Below are 20,199 nucleotides of genomic sequence, written 5' to 3'. Positions count from 1 at the left end.
ACTGACTTCCACGTTACTCCTCTAGCAGTTGCCTCAGTTCCTTGAGATTGGAGGAAAACGTCAGTTCACCGTTTTGCTGCTCGCTTTGCGCCAGCTTAAAGTTGCTATAGATCTCATCACGGCGTTCCTCACGCAGGTATTGGCTCAACAATAGTTGAATTTCACGCTTCTCATCTGTAGAAAGATTCTTGATTACCTCGACTACATCATTAAAGCTCATAGACTGCAAGACCTCATTTTGTGCGTATGCAAGCAATTTACCATTCTGCTTGTTTCCTCAAAATGTATAGCTTCTTTACTCTAGAACCTCCAGCGCCATGTGGAAATGCTTAAGGTTTACTGTCAAAGCCAGGATCTTTATCCTTCCGACGTAATCGGCGATCGTACTGGGTTTGACTATAGTTTGTGAGCTTCTGCATAGATCCGTAATGCCGCAGCCATTTTCTTTTCGTAATCCTTACCTTGAGCTTGAAACCAAGCGAGTGTGCTGGGATCGACTTGCACAAGGACATTCAATGGCGCTGCAGGTTTCCACCACCGCGACTTGCTGAAAAATTCCTCAGTTAATGGCGGAATATCAGAGGTATCAATTTCCTCGTCCGTGAGGAAGTCAACCTTCTCCCAATTCGTTTTTGAGGAACTGTTCATAGCGTTTTCGTTCATAAGGCAGAGCTTTGCGAAGTGAAAGAATACGGATAATTTGCTCGTCTGGTTCTGTGAAAACGATCACCATAACCCGTCCGTCAAGTATGCCGATGCCAATCCATCGCTCCTCCCCATAGTCTTGCCGTTCATCAAGGGAAACACGGAGCGGTAGTCTGAAAATTTTGGGTGCATCTGCAAAGTCAAGCCCATGTTTTACGATGTTTGCCTGGTTCTTTTGCTGATCCCACTCAAATTTCATGCCTTGATCTTAGCGAATTTTATCCTTTGCCCCAAGAACTGCTTCATTAGACTCAGAGCATCATCCTATTGCCAGTACAAATAATGTCATAAAGAAAAAGCACCGAAGGCGAGCTTGCTGGGACATGACTCACCTTACTGGCGCTTTTTCATTTCACTCAAGCCTTGACTGACTTACTGCGCTGGAGTCAGCACTTTTTCAGTTACCGCTTCGGGGTTTGCTTCGGGTGAGTCCTTTTCAGAGGGTGGTACAAGCTGCCAGAACTTAGGTAGGTACTCAGCCCAGTTCGCCAGGATGGTTTTGGCTTTTTGGCTACCCGTGCGATCGGCATGTGCTTCAATCAACTCCTTTAACTGCTGCTCTCCGGCAGGTGCAATCACCCGTTGGACTTTCACAATTTCTGGGTTCACTTTAGTAGGGAAACTGCCGTCTTCATCCAGGAAGTAGGCTAAACCGCCTGTCATCCCTGCGCCCACGTTACGTCCTGTGTGACCCAGTACGACAACCACGCCACCTGTCATGTATTCGCAGCAGTGATCCCCAGCACCTTCAACGACTGCCTGTGCGTTGGAATTGCGGACGGCGAAGCGTTCACCGGCTTGACCATAGGCAAACAGTGTACCGCCCGTTGCCCCATAGAGACAGGTGTTGCCGATGATGACGTTGTCCGATGGACTGTAAGTCGCAGCCGCCGGTGGCACGATGACGATCGTGCCGCCGTGTAAGCCTTTGCCGACATAGTCGTTGGCTTCACCTTCTAAGTTGAGCGTCATACCGGGGAGGTTGAACGCTCCGAAGCTTTGACCCACGCTACCTTTGACGTTGAGTGTGATGTGCCCACCAAAGCCGCTGTTGCCGTACTGACGAGCGATCGCCCCTGCGATTCGTGCGCCGATCGTCCGATCCGTATTCACCACATCAATCGCTTTAGTAACGTTGGACTGGTTCGCGATCGATGCCTGAATATCTGGATCGCTCAAAAGCTCGTCGTCCAGGACGTAGCCGTTGCTGTGTACGGTTTCATGCACCAACCAGGCGCGATCGTCCCGTGTGTCGGGCAACTGCGTCAGGCAGTTGAGGTTCAAGCTTTGGGTTTTGGGCAGCGTCACGTCCTCCCGCACTTTCAGCAGATCAGCTCGACCAAGGATGTCGTTCATCGAACGGTAGCCGAGTTTTGCCAGCAGCGATCGGGCTTCTTCGGCAATGAAGAAGAAGAAATTGACCACCTGTTCGGGCATGCCAGGGAACCGCTTGCGGAGTTCTTCACGTTGACTCGTCACCCCCACTGGGCAATTGTTCGTATGACAGATCCGCGCCATGATGCAACCTTCTGCAATCATCGCAATGGAGCCGAAGCCAAATTCTTCGCCACCCATGAGAGCCGCCATCACTATATCCCAACCCGTTTTGATGCCACCATCCACGCGCAGCAAGACGCGATCGCGCAATTCGTTTTGCATCAGCGCCCGATGCACTTCCGTTAGCCCCAGTTCCCACGGGCTACCTGCGTGCTTGATCGAACTCAACGGTGATGCACCCGTCCCGCCATCGTGACCCGAGATCTGGATGATATCGGCGTTTGCTTTGGCAACACCCGCCGCGATCGTGCCGATCCCCACTTCTGCTACCAGCTTGACCGACACCTGCGCTTCGGGATTGATTTGATGCAGATCAAAGATGAGTTGGGCTAAGTCCTCGATCGAGTAAATATCATGGTGCGGCGGCGGCGAAATCAGCGTTACACCGGGTTTCGATCGACGCAACAGCGCAATATAGGGACTTACTTTAGGGCCAGGAAGTTGTCCCCCTTCACCAGGCTTTGCACCCTGAGCCATCTTGATTTCAAGCTGCTTGGCACTCATCAGGTACTCTGGAGTGACCCCAAAGCGACCCGAAGCAACCTGCTTGATGGCAGAATTGGCGGTATCACCATTCCGCAACCCTTTTAGATGCGGAAATAGTGGCGAAAGCCCCTTCTCATCCACGTCGTTGAACGCCAAGAAGCGCGAGGGATCTTCTCCACCCTCGCCAGAGTTAGACTTGCCGCCGATGCGGTTCATGGCGATCGCCAGCGTTTCGTGTGCCTCCCGCGATAACGCTCCCAGCGACATGCCACCGGTGCAGAAGCGCTGAACAATTGCGCTAGCGGGTTCTACTTCGTCTAAGGGAATAGAGGGACGATCGCTCTTCACATCTAGCAAATCTCGCAGCGCAGTCAGGGGGCGCTCTTCCAGGTACTTCTGATACAGTGCGTAGTGGTCGTAGCTTTTGTCTGCGACTGCCTTGTGCAGGTACTTCGACATTTCCGGGCTGTTCATGTGGTATTCACCACCCGGACGGTAGTTGACGAAGCCGTAGTTTTCGAGTTTTTTAATGTGCAGTTCGGGAAACGCTCGCTGGTGGAAGGAGACCACTTCCTGCGCCAAGTCAGCGACACTTAAGCCACCCAACCGTGAGGCAGTGCCCGCAAAGCCAAGGTGTAACAAGTCGCCGCCAATGCCGATCGCCTCAAAAATCTGGGCGCCGTGGTAGCTCGTCAGCAGCGAAATGCCCATTTTAGACAGAATTTTGAGCAGTCCATCTTCGATCGCCTTGCGATAGTTACCCTGTGCTGCTGATAACGTGATCGCCTTAAGCTTGCCCCGCTCCATGAAGCTCTGAGTTTTTGGCTCAGTCCACCACTGACGCACCGTTTCTAGTGCCAGATAGGGACAAACGCCACTGGCTCCATACCCAATCAGACAGGCAAAGTGGTGGGTGCTCCAGCACTGGGCGGTATCGGCGATGAGCGAGGCTTTCATCCGCAAGCCCTGACGGATTAGATGATGATGCACGGCACCGATCGCCAACAGCGGAGGGATATAGGTATAGTCCTCACTGAGACTGATGGTTCCAGCCTGCCCCGCGCGATCGCTCAAGATCAGGATTTTCTTACCGGCACGAACGGCTTCGGCGGCTTTCTGGCACAGTGCGGTCACCGCACGCTGCAAGCCATCCGGCCCTTGCGAGAGCTCAAACAACGTTGAAAGATCGGCAGTCTCAAAGCCAGATTGGCGAATCTGATCAAGTTCTGGATCACTCAGCACTGGTGACTCCAACTTCAGCAAATGCGCATTTTTGGCGCCCGCTTCAAGCAGATTGCCGCGTTCGCCAAGCTGAATCGTCAGTGACATAACGAGCTTTTCACGCAACGGGTCGATCGGCGGATTCGTCACCTGCGCAAACCGCTGTTTGAAGTAGTCGTATAGTAGATGTGGTTTGGTAGACAATACTGCCAGCGGTACATCGTCGCCCATGCAGAAGGTGGGTTCCTTGCCCTGTGCGCCCATCTCCTGGATGACCATCTCCACATCTTCGGCTGTGTAGCCAAAGGCAGTTTGATAACGGAGCAGATTCCCGGTGGGAATGTAGGGGACGTTTTCAGCAAACGGTTTGTGCTTGAGGTCGTAGCGGTTTTGCTTGAGCCACTCGCCGTAGGGCTTGGCGCTGGCAACCCGCTGCTTGATTTCCCAGTTTTTTTGAATCTCGTGGTTTTCCAGATCCACAGCAATCATCTGACCGGGACCCAGTCGACCTTTCTCAATAATGTCTGCTTCAGGTAGATCCACTACCCCAGCTTCAGAGGCAACCACAATGTAGCCATCGCGCGTAATGCTATAGCGGGCGGGACGCAGACCGTTGCGATCGAGCGTGGCACCCACCACCTTACCGTCACTAAACACCAGCAGCGCGGGACCATCCCAGGGTTCCTGAATGCCGCTGTAGTATTCGTAAAAGTCTGTAATTTCAGGATGTTCTGCCAAATCAGGCTGATTCTGATACGCCTCTGGCACCATGATCATCAGCGCCTCTTGAGGACTGCGACCCGATCGCACCAGCAGTTCAAAGACGTTATCGAGGTTAGCAGAGTCACTGTTGTCGAGGTTGACGGTGGGTTTCAGATCCGTGAGGCGATCGCCCCAGCAGGAGTGCTCCAGATCGGCTTCCCGCGCCATCATCCAGTTGACGTTGCCTAAAAGCGTATTGATTTCGCCATTATGACCGAGCAATCGCATGGGCTGTGCTAACGGCCATTTGGGCAGTGTGTTCGTGCTAAAGCGACGGTGGTAAACCGCAAACGTACTTTTGTATGCTGGCTGTCTGAGATCGAGGTAGAACTCGCCTAGGACGGCCGATCGCACCATGCCTTTGTAGATGATCGTGCGGTTCGAAAAGGAGCAGATGTAGAAATCAGTGAACTCACTTTGTAGAGCAGAGCCTTGAACTTCGACTGGAGCTGCAGCATGTGTGCGCTTACGGGTGATGTAGAGCTGTCGTTCCAGCGCTTCGCCCTGCTGCGGCGACTGCACTAACACCTGCTCAATCTGGGGCAGATTTTCGCGGGCTTGTCTGCCCAAAAGGCTTGGTAGTGTCGGTACAACCCGCCAACCTAGAACCGTTAGCCCTTCCTCAGCGGCAATCTGTTCAACGACTTGACGTGCGATGATTGCTGCTTCTACATTGGCTGGTAGAAAGACCATGCCGACCCCAAGGTGACTTGTGGTAGGTACCTGAATGCTTTCATTAGCCATCCATTGCGACATGAGCTCCCAGGGAATGGCTGTCATTAAGCCAGCCCCGTCTCCTGAGTCTTGATCAGCGCTGCAGCCACCCCGATGCTCCAGGCAAGTCAATGCAGAGAGCGCCTTTGCGATTAGATCATGACTACTGCGACCTTGCTGATCGGCAATGAACCCAACCCCACAGGCATCACGCTCTTCTACTAACCAACGCTGACCAGCGTACCCATCTGCTGTTCCCTGATTCTGATATTGATTCACAGTTGCTCTATCCATGAGATGGTTCAGTTCGTTTGTTTGTCATTAAAAGGTGTGATCCTGTCTAACTGCGCTGGTTTCACCTGCTGTAGACGTTGATGGCAAAGATGGCTCAAAAAGGCTCAGAAAAAACTCAATAGAAGGATAGAAAGCCCCAATACCAGCGAGAGAGGGCGATCGCTCCAAGGACGTAAAAACGTAGGTATTATTACTCCGATTCTACATAGAATCTGCGCTTCAGAAAGACCAACCAACCGTCTATGAAGACCCTCAATACGCTTACTCGCTACTTACCGCATAAGCCCTACCTAACTGAGCTACCAACCCTACCGGCGCCTAAGCGTCTGTTCAGCATTCTTCCCACAGAACACTTGCCACAAAACAAAGTAGTCGCAGGACTTTAAAGGGCGTCACTCTACGGGTGCCTCTGTCGAGTCATGAGCCTGATCGTTAAAGGAAACCAACCAGACTTTTCAACATGAAGCAGCCGTCTCTAAAGGCTTATCGCACTTAGCCTGTTGCCGATAGCGATCGCCGCCGTCTACGTCGTTGATCAGCCAATCCAAAGAGGGAATAAGCATCTTATAAAAAATGCCTTGATCTGGCAATCCCCGACCAAGTGCGTCTCCCTGAAGCATTAAGAGCAGGCTCTAGCGATGCCAAAGAATTGACACACAGGTTGTCAAGCGCTCACTGAAGCTTCGACGCGCGTTCCCAGACCGTCAAGGCAGTCTTTGAGTTGCTAGCTGAAGGCGATCGTTGACCCTCCTCACGGGCTGTCAGAAAATGAGGGACTGCAAGAAAGTGGCTTCTTGGTGTTGGCTTCTACATCTTTCTAGTATCAATCAGGCAAAATTAATACTGTTAAGCAAGTCACAATTTCCTCACACAGCCCTGGTAAGCCTCTTTGCATTGCGAGAAGCATCCTCTTTAACAGGTTTCCAGCAATCAGCGGTTAGCCGTCAGCTAAAGGTCGATTACTAAGGACTTGTTAAAAAATAACTGCATACGTTTGGATTAGCTATCAGCTATCAGCTTTTCTCTGACCGCTGACCGCTACAGTCCATGACATTATTTCTTTACAGTCTCTAACCAATGACTAATAGTTAATTGAGTCTTGCTCAGAAGTAATTTAGGGCTGCTGTCTAGAACTTCTTCTCCTATCCATATCTTAATGAATTACACCCCACACCCTACATCTCACATCCTGCCGCATCGCTTTAGTTGTCTTGGGTGCTGTCGATCGCACCGATCGCGCAGGGCTCAATGGTTGCCTTTAGTCGCGGGTGTACTCTGCTTGAGTTTCGCTCAGCAGGGTGATAGGGCGCTCGCGGCACCTGAGCATAGTCCACTCTCAGCAAGCGATCGTGTCAGTCAGGTACTGCCATCGACAGCACCGGTGTCACAGGGCAATCAAATCCTACTGAACGGTCGTCTGTTGCCTGCAGCCTGGACACAATGGTCATCTGGTGGACAACGGATTGGCATTAGTGACGCTGGGCTTGCCCAAACGATTGGAGTAGAGCTACTCAATACAGCTGACTCTACAAAACAGCCTGTGCAGTGGTTTTCTGATCCAACAGCGGCACCGTTAAATCTAGCGACATGGCTGACCGGAACACTACGTTATTTGGATATTACTGACCTGGCGCAGCGATCGGGTTGGCAGCTACAAGTCAATGGTGCCACCCTGCAAATTGCTTCACCACCAGCGACGGTTCTCGCCATACGCCAGAGCAAGCAACCCTGGGGCGATCGACTCGTGCTAGATCTCGATCGCTCAGCACCCTGGCAAATCGACCCACAAAACCAAGCAGCAGTCTTGACTGTAAACGCCCAAGTTCCAGCTGCCCTTTTGCAAAGCTATCAAGCTAAACCTGGTAATCGGCTCACTGCGCTAAGCGTCGAGCCCGGCACCAACCAGACTAGGCTGAGACTGAGTTTCAACAGCCAGTTACGCCCTCGTGTGTGGAGCCTACCGAACCCCAATCGTTTGATTGTGGATATTCGCCCTGATTCTGCGATCGATCGAGATATTCTCTGGGCACCAGGACTTCGCTGGCGGTCTCAAACGATCAATATAGGAGCAGCCCGGTTTCCAGTTGTCTGGTTAGCAGTTGATCCCCGTCAGCCGGGAGTGATCCTGAAACCCATTCTGCCGAATCCTAATAGTTTGATTGGTACAGCTCCTCTCGTTCGCACAGCGCAACAAGCTCAAGTAGCAGCTGCCATTAACGGTGGTTTTTTTAATCGCAATAACCAACTGCCGTTGGGTGCTATCCGCCTGGCAGGTCGCTGGCTGTCGGGTCCCATTTTAGGACGGGGCGCGATCGCCTGGAATGCGAACGGAGAAACCCGGTTCGATCGCCTCACGCTACAGGAGGCGCTAATTATGCCGAATGGACAACGGCTATCGCTCACTCACCTCAACAGCGCGTATGTCCAGGCTGGTATTGCTCGTTATACAAACGATTGGGGCACAAGCTATAGCCCTCTCAGTGACAATGAAATCCTGGTTGTCGTGCAGAACGATCGGGTGCTTAGTCAGCAGACGATTGGCGCGGCAGCAAGCAGCGCGGTGCCCATTCCTAACAACGGGTATCTCTTGGTGTTGCGATCGAACCGTAATGCCGCTACATCGCTTCCTGTTGGCCTCACGCTACGCCTGGAAACGATCGTCACGCCGACTGATTTTGGTCGCTTTCAGCACATTATTGGTGGTGGCCCACTCCTTGTTCAGAATCGCCAGATTGTACTGAATGCCAAAGCTGAACAATTTAGTAACGCGTTTGCGATCGAGCAAGCCAGTCGGAGTGCGATCGGGCAGACCGCTGATGGTAATTTACTGATTGCTGCTGTCCATACTAATCTTGATGGTGCTGGTGCGACACTGACCGATATGGCTCAAATCATGCAGCAGCTTGGAGCTGTCAATGCGCTCAATTTGGATGGTGGTAGTTCAACGACACTGTACCTGGGCGGGCAACTGCTCGATCGTCTACCTAGCACCGCTGCCCGCGTACATGACGGTATCGGCATACTGGTGCAGCCAAACCGCTAAGCCTCCACATCGTTAAAGCTAAGCTGGATTAAATAATTCCTGTATGAAGCTTTTATGTGAATTGGGGTATGCGAGCTCGCATCGGCAGAACTGTTTCTAAGAATTTGCTAGGGTGGCTGTCGGCAGTATGTGTTTTGTCTACGATGACTGTTTTCGGACACATTTCGGACACGTCACTTGTCTAAATTAAACATCAGCGATGAACCTGAGTTGGCTCGCCAGCCATTGTGCATCATTGCATGTGCGTCACTGAACATCTCCCTAGTCCTAGCAGAACACTCTCCAAGCAAACATCTGAGAAACCTCCCAAAACAATAGTTATGCTTCAACCACAAGAAAACCACCAAACTACTTCTCTGGCCTTGCCTCTTGCCAACACACAAAAAACACTGGCAGCTACAGAATTACGCCCCTGGGGTTCTTTTACCATTCTGGAAGAAGGGCGAGGCTATAAGATCAAGCGCATTGAGGTTAAGTCTGGTCATCGTCTGAGCCTGCAGATGCACCACCATCGCAGCGAACATTGGATTGTCGTATCTGGAACAGCAAAAGTCGTTTGCGGCGATCAAGAACATGTTCTTAGCAGTAATCAATCTACCTATGTGCCACAGTGCACGGCTCACCGGTTAGAAAATCCTGGCGTGATTCCACTTGTCTTGATCGAAGTGCAAAATGGAGAATACCTGGGAGAAGACGATATTGTTCGCTTCCAGGATGACTACGCACGCGCCAAGTAGTTTCAGCTTGCTGTATTTCCCTGTCACTAAACAAGGGTTTGCGTTTTTAGAAAGCTAGTCTGAGCGATTCGTTCCAGTTACGTCATCGCTTCATTTTCCTGTAAGGTAAGCTCAGACTAGCTATTCTGACACTTTGAGATGATACACCTTAGCCATGCTGCTAGCAGCGAAGTCTCACGCTTAAAAGCAAAGCGGAACGATCCCGGACTCCTCTTTCGGCTCAGTGCCCAGCCAAGCGGTTGTTTAGAGCTGTACTATGTCATGACTTTTGACGCAACTGTGCGTTTAGACGATCGCCTGTTCGACTGCAACGGTATTCAAGTTATCATCGATGCCCAAAGCCTCCCAGCGATTGATGGACTCACCTTAGACTATTCTGAAGACTTGATGGGTGGAGGCTTTCGGTTCCATAATCCCAATGCGACCCAAAGCTGTGGTTGCGGCAATTCATTTTCTCTCCATGACGCAACGCCTTCTGGTCAAGCTTACTAGCAGAGAGCGTTCGATTGACAGAACAAAGCGTTAGACTAGCAGGGCGTAAGGTAGACTACACGTCACGCTACAGCCGCTGGCAATTTTAATCTAAAGATTTTATTGACATAGCTTAGGTATTGTCGGTACCATTAGAGTTTGTAAAAAGTTAGTTCAACGGAACCGCACACGTCTTATACCATGCCCACTATCCAGCAACTCATTCGCACTGAGCGCCAGAAGACGCAGAAGAAGACCAAATCACCCGCTTTGAAGAGTTGCCCTCAGCGTCGTGGTGTCTGCACGCGTGTCTACACAACAACACCTAAGAAGCCTAACTCAGCACTCCGTAAGGTGGCTAGGGTTCGGCTAACCTCCGGTTATGAGGTGACCGCCTATATTCCAGGTATCGGGCATAACCTGCAGGAACATTCTGTTGTGATGATTCGGGGCGGTCGTGTGAAAGATCTGCCGGGTGTGCGTTATCACATTATTCGTGGCACTTTGGATACCGCTGGAGTCAAAGACCGCAAGCAAGGTCGATCCAAGTACGGTGCCAAGCGTCCTAAGAAAGCCTGAGTCAATGCTTCAACTACTGGGTCTTAGCTGTTGACTCTTGAGCTTCTAGTCTTTCGGCGGCGCGTCTGTCTCACAGCCTGGTTTCGTCTTCTGTTTGACGGCGTCGCCATTGGTCACTTGTCTGCTCTAAATCTGATAGACTAGCTTGCTGGTCTACGCAACTCGTTGTTACTGACCCAATCAGCGCCAAATCCCCACATTCTATTTTTCAAGGTCTACTATGTCTCGTCGCACCGCTATTCAAAAACGCTCTGTTCCGCCCGATCCCGTCCATAATTCCCGGTTAGTCAGCATGATGGTTCGACGCATCATGCATCACGGGAAGAAGTCAGTTGCTTCTCATATCATTTATGACGCTTTTGAGGCGATTGCACAACGTACTGGCTCTGACCCGATCGAGGTGTTTGAAAGAGCAGTGAAAAACGCGACCCCTTTAGTCGAAGTAAAGGCTCGTCGTGTTGGCGGTGCAACGTATCAAGTGCCGATGGAGGTTCGCTCCGATCGTGGTACGGCGCTGGCACTGCGCTGGTTGATTCAGTATTCGCGTCAGCGTCCTGGTCGCACGATGGCAAGTAAGCTTGCCAACGAATTAATGGATGCTGCGAACGAGACGGGGAGTGCGATCCGTAAGCGTGAAGAAACGCATCGGATGGCTGAAGCAAACAAGGCATTCGCTCATTACCGCTATTAATGTTGTGGTGTGGGAATCACCCCCCTCAATCACATCTAGAAAGTATAAAATCTTAATAGACGCAGTATGCAGTAACGACTGCGGCAAAGACTAAGGAGGTAGTTGTGCCACGTACCGTCCCGATTGAACGAGTCCGAAATATTGGGATCGCCGCTCATATTGATGCTGGCAAAACCACAACGACCGAACGCATCTTGTTCTATTCTGGTGTGGTTCATAAGATTGGTGAGGTTCACGAAGGAACTGCTACTACCGATTGGATGGCACAAGAGCGGGAACGTGGTATTACGATTACGGCAGCGGCAATTAGCACGAACTGGAAAGACCATCAAATCAATATTATCGATACGCCTGGACATGTAGACTTCACGATCGAAGTTGAACGTTCTATGCGTGTTTTGGATGGTGTGATTGCCGTTTTTTGTTCCGTTGGTGGCGTCCAACCACAGTCAGAAACTGTTTGGAGGCAGGCCGATCGCTACAAAGTGCCTCGGATTGTCTTTGTCAATAAGATGGATCGCACCGGAGCGAACTTTTACAAAGTTTACGGGCAGATTCGCGATCGCCTGCGTGCCAACGCGGTGCCGATTCAGTTGCCGCTCGGTAGTGAGGATACCCTGCGAGGCATTGTTGATCTGGTAAGGATGCGCGCCTTCATTTACAACAATGATTTGGGAACCGATATTGCGGAAGTCGACATTCCTGAAGAGGTTCAAGCTCTGGCAGCAGAGTATCGGCTTAAGCTGATTGAGTCGGTTGCCGAAACCAACGATGTTTTAACCGAGAAGTATCTGGAAGGCGAAGAGCTGACTGAAGCCGAAATTAGAGCAGCACTGCGAAAGGGCACAATTGAAGGTACGATCGTGCCAATGCTTTGCGGCTCCGCCTTCAAAAACAAAGGCGTGCAGCTAATGTTAGATGCGGTCATTGATTATTTGCCAGCTCCGATTGATGTTCCACCCATTCAAGGTCACTTGGTTGATGGCACAGTGGCTGAACGTCACGCTGACGATAACGAGCCGATGTCTGCTCTCGCCTTTAAAATAATGGCTGATCCTTACGGTCGCCTAACGTTTATTCGCGTCTATTCCGGGGTCTTGAAAAAAGGTAGTTACGTTCTGAACTCCACTAAGGATAAGAAGGAGAGGGTTTCTCGCCTGATTATTCTGAAGGCAGACGATCGGATTGAAGTAGACGAAATGCGTGCAGGTGATCTGGGTGCGGTTCTGGGTCTCAAAGATACATTTACGGGAGATACCATTTGCGACGATGTCGCACCTGTGATCCTGGAGTCTCTCTTTATTCCAGAGCCGGTCATTTCAGTTGCGGTAGAGCCAAGGACAAAGCAGGACATGGAAAAGCTGTCGAAAGCGCTCCAATCCTTGTCTGAAGAAGACCCTACGTTTCGAGTCAATGTTGATCCAGAGACTAACCAAACGGTTATTGCTGGCATGGGTGAGCTTCACCTGGAAATTCTGGTTGACCGAATGTTAAGGGAATTCAAAGTTGAAGCAAACGTTGGTGCACCTCAGGTTGCGTACCGCGAAACCGTGCGCAAGGCTGTTCAGGCTGAAGGCAAGTTCGTTCGTCAGAGTGGTGGTAAGGGTCAGTACGGTCACGTTGTGATTGAACTGGAGCCTACTGAACCAGGTAGTGGCTTTGAATTTGTCTCGAAAATTGTTGGCGGCTCTGTGCCTAGAGAGTACATTGGGCCAGCAGAACAAGGGATGAAGGAAGCTTGCGAATCAGGTATTTTGGCTGGATACCCTGTCATTGACCTTAAAGCAACTCTAGTTGATGGTTCTTACCATGATGTCGATTCTTCTGAAATGGCGTTCAAAATTGCTGGTTCAATGGCAATTAAGAGCGCTGTGATGAAGGCTTCACCTGTCTTGCTAGAGCCTATGATGAAGGTTGAAGTCGAAGTTCCTGAAGACTTCCTTGGTCCTGTTATGGGTAATTTGATTTCGCGTAGAGGTCAAATTGAAGCACAAGGAGTTGAACAGGGGCTTGCCAAAGTAACCACCAAGGTTCCGTTGGCAGAAATGTTTGGATATGCTACAGATATACGGTCAATGACTCAAGGTCGGGGCATATTCACAATGGAGTTCAGTCGCTATGAGGAGGTGCCTCGAAGTGTGGCTGAAACGATCATTGCTAAAAGTAAAGGGAACGCATAATCAGGAAGAGGAATAAGTAACTCATGGCACGTGCAAAGTTTGAACGGAATAAACCCCACGTCAACATTGGTACTATTGGTCACGTTGACCATGGTAAGACGACGCTAACCGCTGCAATCACGATGACTCTGTCGGCCCTGGGGCAAGCGACAGCGAAAAAGTATGATGAAATCGATGCTGCACCGGAGGAAAAAGCACGGGGCATCACGATCAACACTGCTCACGTTGAGTATGAAACGGCTGATCGCCACTATGCGCACGTTGATTGTCCTGGGCACGCTGACTACGTGAAGAATATGATCACGGGGGCTGCGCAGATGGATGGCGGTATCCTGGTGGTCTCTGCGGCAGATGGTCCCATGCCCCAGACACGTGAACATATTCTTCTAGCGAGACAGGTGGGTGTACCCAGACTGGTCGTCTTCCTGAACAAGAAAGATATGGTGGACGATGACGAACTCTTAGAGTTGGTTGAACTGGAAGTGCGTGAACTTTTAAGCTCCTATGATTTCCCTGGTGACGATATCCCGATCGTCGCTGGCTCAGCGCTTCAAGCACTGGAGGCGATGACCGCTAACCCCAAGACAAAGCGCGGCGAAAACGAGTGGGTTGACAAGATCTATGAGTTGATGGACAACGTAGACTCTTACATCCCCACTCCTGAGCGCGATATCGACAAACCTTTCTTGATGGCCGTGGAAGATGTTTTCTCGATTACTGGTCGGGGAACGGTAGCTACTGGTCGGATTGAGCGGGGTGAAGTTAAGGTTGGCGACACGGTTGAACTGGTAGGCATCCGTGACACTCGTTCTACTACAGTAACGGGTATCGAAATGTTCAAGAAGAGCCTTGAGAAGGGTATGGCTGGCGACAACGCGGGTGTACTGCTGAGAGGACTTCAAAAAGATGACATTGAGCGCGGTATGGTCATTGCCAAACCCAAATCGATTACACCTCACACAAAATTTGAGTCTGAAGTATACATTCTTAAGAAGGAAGAAGGTGGTCGTCATACACCATTCTTTCCTGGCTATCGCCCTCAGTTCTATGTGCGAACAACAGATGTGACTGGTACGATTAGCGACTTCACGACTGATGAAGGTGGCGAGGCGGAGATGGTGATGCCTGGCGATCGCATCAAAATGACGGTTGAACTCATTAACCCAATTGCTATTGAGCAGGGCATGCGCTTCGCTATCCGTGAAGGCGGTCGCACGGTTGGTGCCGGTGTCGTTGCAAAGATCCTTAAGTAGACTCTCAACAGTCAGCTATCAGCAGTTAGCCTTAAACTTTTCTGCTGGTAGCTTTGACTAATGAGTTTCTAGATAAAGGGATTGTGACGTACCTGTTTTGAATATGTACAACTGATAGCTGACGGCTAACTGCTGGCTGCTATCGGTTAACTAGAACCTTGACAACTTAGAATTACTCCAATGGCAACTATCCAGCAGCAAAAGATTCGTATTCGGCTTAAAGCGTTTGATCGTCGTCTACTTGATACATCCTGTGAAAAGATTGTGGATACGGCAAATCGCACGAATGCCACAGCAATTGGTCCGATTCCGCTTCCCACAAGACGTCGGATTTATTGTGTACTTCGTTCACCTCACGTAGACAAAGACTCTCGTGAGCATTTTGAAACACGTACACACCAACGCATTATTGACATTTATCAACCCTCTTCAAAGACGATCGATGCCTTGATGAAGTTGGATTTGCCAGCTGGTGTAGATATCGAGGTCAAGCTCTAAGAGTATGAAAAGGTGGGTCTTACCCACCTTTTTTGGTTATGCATCCTGTTGCTGCTATGTATGGTATCGTTCTCCATGCAAAATCGAGAACTGACCGCTTCAGGCTACTTTTCTCTTTGCTGTATAAAAGGTGACCGTTACAGGTACTGATACAAGCGGCTTTTTGTACTGATATTTTTTATACTTTATCCATGCCTGTTAGAATTGCCCTGCTGCCATCCTTCAGTGTAGATGCGGTACAGTAGGTGAAGAAGTACTGTCTCTGACTTGATACCTAATGGCACCTTCTTCATCGATTGCGGTTCGAGAACTCCCTCTTTTTCCTTTGCCTGAAGTCGTTCTATTTCCAGGACGACCACTGCCACTCCATATTTTTGAGTTTCGCTATCGGATCATGATGAATACGATCCTGGAAGGCGATCGACGCTTTGGCGTTGTGATGTGGGATCAGCTACAGGGGAAGCCAGCTGCGATCGGCTGCTGTGCTGAGATTATTGAGTTTCAGCGGCTGCCTGATGACCGCATGAAAGTTCTAACGCTGGGTCAACAGCGCTTCAGAGTTTTGGAATACGTCCGCGAGAAGCCTTACCGCGTTGGTTTGGTTGAATGGATTGAAGACAACCCGACTGAAAGCGATTTAGATGCTTTAGCGAGCAACGTATCTCAACTGCTACAGGATGTTGTTCGTCTTTCGGCAAAGCTAACTGGTCAAGAGATTGAGTTACCCGATACGATGCCAGACCTTCCAGTTGAACTGTCTTACTGGATCGCCAGCAATTTGTACGGTGTCGCAGATGAGCAGCAAGCACTCCTGGAAATGCAGGAGACGGCTGCCCGACTGGAGCGTGAGGCGGAAATTTTAACCTCAACTCGGAATCACCTTGCCGCCCGAACCGTCCTGAAAGATACGTTGAAATAGGAGCACTGTTGCAAAAGAATTATCTTACACTTCCGTAAGCTGTTGGCTGTAGAAGTGCTTGATGATACTTAAAGCTTCTGCAAGAATGCGCTCTAAGTTTAGTGTTCTTGTATACTCTTAAGTGAAATTACTTAATGAGAACTTTAATTACTTAAGGCCAGTGCATAAAGTTTCCACTAACTAGGGGGGCAGCGTTAGCTAGAACTGGGAATCCACAGTTATGGTTGGGTGCATGAGCTGAAATTTGCTTGGCTCCTATTCCCAGTTAAGGTTTTCTTATGCAGAATGTACTTGTTCGTCCTCAAGCTGCGGTGATTCAACCCCTCGGTTCTCTTCATTCTGGGAACATAACGACCTTTCAGTATCAATTAAATGCAGCGGTCTTGTCTGAAAAGCATTCGAGCTTATTGGTTGATATGGCTCAGGTTGAGTCGATCGATAGTGATGGCTTGATGGCTCTGGTTGCTGCGTTAAGCCTGTCGCAGCGCTTAAACAAACGCTTTAGCCTCTGCTCTATTTCACATTCTGTGCGAATCATCCTTGAATTGACACAGCTTGATCGCGTCTTTGAGATTTTGGAAGGACGCTATGTTTTGGGTGAAGTGGCTGCTTGAGCAGCGCCTAATTTTAAGCACTCACTTTTACCTTTTTACATGGTAGCAAAGCTAGCAGAAATGAGCACATTTGGTTGAGTCTGCTGGCTTCTTGGGTTAAGTGCTTTACTCTTTACAAGCGTTAGTCTGAGCAACATTGGTATACTGAGCCATGCTAGAGACTGACTAAAGCAGTTGACGTAAAAGGGTAATTCGCTGTGACGCTTGCTGTTGAAGCATTGCTAACCCCAGAAATTCTGAAACCTGCTCGCTATTTGGGCAATGAGTTGGGTTCGATTCACAAGCCATGGGATGCCGCAGCAGTCCGTTGGGTTCTTACGTACCCAGAGGTTTATGAGGTGGGTGCTTCTAACCTGGGGCACATCATCCTTTACAACATTTTGAATGCTCAGCCTCGGCAGCTGTGCGATCGGGCTTACCTACCAGCGCCTGATTTAGCAACGAAACTGCGCTCAACCCAAACGCCCCTGTTTGCAGTGGAATCGCGTCGGGCTCTTATCGACTTTGACGTTCTGGGCTTCAGCCTCAGCTATGAGTTGGGTGCAACCAACATTCTTGAAATGCTGACGTTGGCTGGCATTCCTCTGACTTGGAGCGCACGGCAGCAAGCAGTTAATGGGGCTTATCCATTAATTTTTGCAGGTGGGCAAACAGCGACGTCTAACCCAGAGCCTTACGCTGATTTTTTTGATTTCATTGCTTTGGGAGATGGTGAGGAACTGCTGCCAGAAATTGGACTCATTCTGGAAGAGGGCAAGACCGCTAACTTAAGTCGGGAAGCCTTCTTGCTGGATTTGGCTCAAGTGCCGGGCGTCTATGTCCCTCAGTTTTATACCGCTGCTCCTGATGGGTCGGTGCTGCCCAATCGTTCTGATGTACCGGCTCGTCTTTTGCGACGAGTCGCCGATCCAATGCCAGCCTACTCTGTCGGACTAGTGCCGTACGTAGAAACTGTGCACGATCGCCTGACGGTGGAAATTCGTCGAGGCTGTACGCGAGGCTGTCGCTTCTGCCAACCAGGCATGTTGACCCGCCCAGCGCGAGATGTCGAGCCAGCAGCGGTAGTAGAGGCGATCGAGCAAGGCATGCGAGCGACGGGTTATAACGAATTCTCGTTACTGTCGCTTAGTTGCTCAGATTACTTGGCGCTGCCTGCTGTGGGTATGGAGATTAAGAATCGACTGAAGGATGAAAATATTTCGCTTTTGTTGCCCAGCCAACGAGTTGATCGCTTTGACGAAAACATTGCCAACATTTTGGGTGGTACTCGCCAGTCTGGACTAACCTTCGCACCCGAAGCCGGTACTCAGCGCCTACGGGACATCATCAATAAAGGTTTAACGAACGAAGAACTCTTGCGAGGGGTCAAAACTGCTTGGGAGCAAGGTTGGGAAAAGGTTAAACTTTATTTCATGATTGGTCTTCCAGGTGAGACAGATGTCGATGTAGTGGGTATTGCCGAAACGGTGAGCTGGCTCCAGCGGTCATGTAGCGCCAAAGATCGGAAGCGGCTCCAATTTAACATCACCATTTCTAATTTTACGCCGAAGCCTCACACGCCGTTTCAATGGCATTCTGTCTCGACTGCAGAATTTGCACGGAAGCAGCGGCTATTGAAAGAGGAATTTCGTCGCATCCGGGGTCTCAAGGTTAACTTTACGGATGTTCGAATCTCAGCGATGGAAGATTTTGTTGGCAGGGGCGATCGCCGTCTTGCGCCTGTCATTCAGCGTGCCTGGGAACTGGGTGCTGGGATGGATGCCTGGTGGGAAAGTTTGGATCGTGCCTATGCTGCCTGGACCCAGGCGATCGCAGAATCAGGACTAGATTGGAAATATCGCCAGGTAGAGAACGGTGAATGGAACGTCTTCGGACATGAGCACATTGGGGAGAGGAGCGGTGAAGCTAATCGGTTGCCCTCAGCCCACTCCAACATAGAAGCAAGCGATCGCCCTCAGCCGTCTCTAGAAGCGCCGCTTCCCTGGGATCATCTCGATACAGGGATTGATAAGCAATGGCTGCAAGAAGACCTGCAGCGAGCGCTACAAGCGGCTACCGTGCCAGACTGTTCCTTTGAAGGTTGCTCTTATTGTGGAGTGTGCGGTACTGACTTTGGGCACAACGTGGTAGTAACGCCACCGACCATACCCGCGTTTGCCGGACACTTTGTACCCAATCAGCAGCGCGTTCAACGACTACGGGTGTGGTTGGGGAAGCAGGGCGACATGGCCTTGATTAGTCATCTTGACTTAATTCGCCTGTTTGATCGCGTTGTGCGTCGGGCAGCCTTGCCGATCGCCTTCACGGGTGGTTTTCATCCTGGACCGCGCATCATTCCTGCTAGTGCGCTTCCGCTCGGTGTCACCAGTGCTGGCGAAATTGTTGATTTTGAACTGACTGAAACCATGGAGACCGCAACCTTTTGGTCAAAGCTAGAAGCGCAGCTTCCCGCTGACATCCCAATCTATCGAGTAGAAGCGGTTGCTGTTAATGCACCTGCGGCTACTCAGTTGCTAGAGCAAGCAGAGTATGTGATTACGGTTGGCGTTGCCGATGCTGAGGCAGAACCAGCACTGCCGTTGCCCACTCTATACGAGTGGCAGCAGTGGGTAACGGCTGTTCAAGCTAGCGAGTCGATCTGGTTTGAGCACACCACTAAGGCAGGCAAACTGCAGACTGTGAACTTGCGCGATCGTCTGGCTGCTTTGACGATAGACTCACTAGCGAATGACGGCACGAGCGCCCTTCGCTACGTTGGTAGTTGCCGTAACGATGGGACCTTGCTGCGCCCTGATCATGTCGTTTATATGCTGGAACAGCTTGCCAATCGTGAATTACAGCTGTTACAGGTGCATCGCGATCGTCTTATTTTGGCAACGCCTGAGACTTGAAATTTTGAGTTTTCACATAGTGCCGCAGTCAATTGAAGTTAATAGCTGTGGGCATGGTCGTGGTCGTCTTAGTGATCGGCTTTGAGAAACAAGGTTTGAGCAACATTAAAGAACAGGCTGACTTAATTTTTAGAACTCCAGCCTTTTCCCTTCCTGCCTTTACAATGCCGCACTGGTTCTCCTTGCCGCTCCAGTTATCGATTCTTGAATTTTAGTGGCAGAGAAATCTGTACACGCTATAATGCAACTCAACAGAGGCTGCTGCGGGTTGAAGACTCTTAGGGGTACCGCTAAGTGAACCAGTACTTGGTGCTGGATGCAGCTTTCTTTGCCAGACTTCCAGTCCATTTTTACAGAATTCTCTACCGTCTCTTGTAGATCGGTAGCGAGCTAGTCTAATTGATTGCTATTTTCAGTGGTCTTTGCCATCTTTAACCGTTCTGAGGCTGCTAGAGACTGCTTCGCCTCAGGATTTGAACAGCTTCACCTCTACTGCGTAGCCCCAGAGTTTACACGCTACGTAGTGGCATACATGCACGAGCAAACGCGAGAGGATTACCCGCTGACACTCTCCCGCTGCCGTC

Annotated in this window: 15 protein-coding genes; 11 read left to right on the top strand and 4 right to left on the bottom strand. The window is 50.4% G+C overall.

What is annotated here, in order from left to right:
* Nucleotides 1–13: 13 nt before the first annotated feature.
* The 4 genes from C7B82_RS18575 to C7B82_RS18560 form a co-directional block, all read right to left on the bottom strand.
* Complete coding sequence (locus C7B82_RS18575; protein ID WP_106257765.1) at nucleotides 14–220, bottom strand: hypothetical protein; 207 nt, start codon at nucleotides 218–220, stop codon at nucleotides 14–16.
* Nucleotides 221–396: 176 nt separating this feature from the next.
* Nucleotides 397–648, bottom strand: a complete 252-nt coding sequence (locus C7B82_RS18570; protein ID WP_219904574.1) for a BrnA antitoxin family protein — start codon at nucleotides 646–648, stop codon at nucleotides 397–399.
* Nucleotides 611–904 (bottom strand): BrnT family toxin, encoded by a 294-nt coding sequence (locus C7B82_RS18565; RefSeq protein ID WP_106257763.1) that lies wholly within the window; start codon nucleotides 902–904, stop codon nucleotides 611–613. Before C7B82_RS18565 ends, C7B82_RS18570 begins: the two co-directional genes overlap by 38 nt.
* A 173-nt stretch (nucleotides 905–1,077) precedes the next feature.
* Nucleotides 1,078–5,739 carry a glutamate synthase-related protein gene (locus C7B82_RS18560; RefSeq protein WP_106257762.1) on the bottom strand — a complete coding sequence of 1,554 codons (4,662 nt, stop codon included), beginning with the start codon at nucleotides 5,737–5,739 and terminating at the stop codon, nucleotides 1,078–1,080.
* A 1,156-nt stretch (nucleotides 5,740–6,895) separates the two neighbouring features.
* Here C7B82_RS18560 and C7B82_RS18555 point away from each other — a divergent pair.
* The 11 genes from C7B82_RS18555 (at nucleotide 6,896) to C7B82_RS18505 (ending at nucleotide 19,615) form a co-directional block, all read left to right on the top strand.
* Complete coding sequence (locus C7B82_RS18555; protein ID WP_106257761.1) at nucleotides 6,896–8,782, top strand: phosphodiester glycosidase family protein; 1,887 nt, start codon at nucleotides 6,896–6,898, stop codon at nucleotides 8,780–8,782.
* A 320-nt stretch (nucleotides 8,783–9,102) separates the two neighbouring features.
* A complete protein-coding gene (locus C7B82_RS18550) occupies nucleotides 9,103–9,519 on the top strand; it encodes a phosphomannose isomerase type II C-terminal cupin domain (RefSeq protein ID WP_106257760.1) in 417 nt (138 codons plus the stop codon).
* A gap of 138 nt (nucleotides 9,520–9,657) precedes the next feature.
* On the top strand, nucleotides 9,658–10,011 hold the full coding sequence (locus tag C7B82_RS18545) for a HesB/IscA family protein (RefSeq protein ID WP_106257759.1): 354 nt from the start codon (nucleotides 9,658–9,660) through the stop codon (nucleotides 10,009–10,011).
* A gap of 180 nt (nucleotides 10,012–10,191) precedes the next feature.
* On the top strand, nucleotides 10,192–10,569 hold the full coding sequence (gene rpsL, locus C7B82_RS18540) for a 30S ribosomal protein S12 (protein WP_106257758.1): 378 nt from the start codon (nucleotides 10,192–10,194) through the stop codon (nucleotides 10,567–10,569).
* A gap of 220 nt (nucleotides 10,570–10,789) precedes the next feature.
* On the top strand, nucleotides 10,790–11,260 hold the full coding sequence (gene rpsG / locus C7B82_RS18535; protein ID WP_106257757.1) for a 30S ribosomal protein S7: 471 nt from the start codon (nucleotides 10,790–10,792) through the stop codon (nucleotides 11,258–11,260).
* A gap of 104 nt (nucleotides 11,261–11,364) precedes the next feature.
* Entirely contained in the window at nucleotides 11,365–13,440 is a 2,076-nt protein-coding gene (gene fusA, locus C7B82_RS18530; RefSeq protein ID WP_106257756.1) for an elongation factor G, read from the top strand.
* A gap of 23 nt (nucleotides 13,441–13,463) precedes the next feature.
* Complete coding sequence (gene tuf, locus C7B82_RS18525; protein WP_106257755.1) at nucleotides 13,464–14,693, top strand: elongation factor Tu; 1,230 nt, start codon at nucleotides 13,464–13,466, stop codon at nucleotides 14,691–14,693.
* Nucleotides 14,694–14,873: 180 nt separating this feature from the next.
* On the top strand, nucleotides 14,874–15,191 hold the full coding sequence (gene rpsJ / locus C7B82_RS18520; protein WP_008179644.1) for a 30S ribosomal protein S10: 318 nt from the start codon (nucleotides 14,874–14,876) through the stop codon (nucleotides 15,189–15,191).
* Between the two features lie 277 nt (nucleotides 15,192–15,468).
* Nucleotides 15,469–16,110: an LON peptidase substrate-binding domain-containing protein gene (locus C7B82_RS18515; protein ID WP_106257754.1), complete on the top strand. Its 642-nt coding sequence runs from the start codon at nucleotides 15,469–15,471 to the stop codon at nucleotides 16,108–16,110.
* 278 nt (nucleotides 16,111–16,388) lie between these two features.
* A complete protein-coding gene (locus C7B82_RS18510; protein WP_106257753.1) occupies nucleotides 16,389–16,724 on the top strand; it encodes an STAS domain-containing protein in 336 nt (111 codons plus the stop codon).
* Nucleotides 16,725–16,921: 197 nt separating this feature from the next.
* The gene (locus tag C7B82_RS18505; RefSeq protein WP_106257752.1) at nucleotides 16,922–19,615 is read left to right on the top strand and encodes a TIGR03960 family B12-binding radical SAM protein; all 2,694 of its coding nucleotides are present in this window, start codon (nucleotides 16,922–16,924) and stop codon (nucleotides 19,613–19,615) included.
* The last annotated feature ends 584 nt before the right edge of the window (nucleotides 19,616–20,199 follow it).

This window comes from Stenomitos frigidus ULC18, assembly GCF_003003795.1.
GTDB classification, from domain to species: Bacteria; Cyanobacteriota; Cyanobacteriia; order Leptolyngbyales; family Leptolyngbyaceae; genus Stenomitos; species Stenomitos frigidus_A.
Note: the sequence above shows the minus strand (reverse complement) of the source record. Positions and strands in the feature narration are given on the sequence as shown.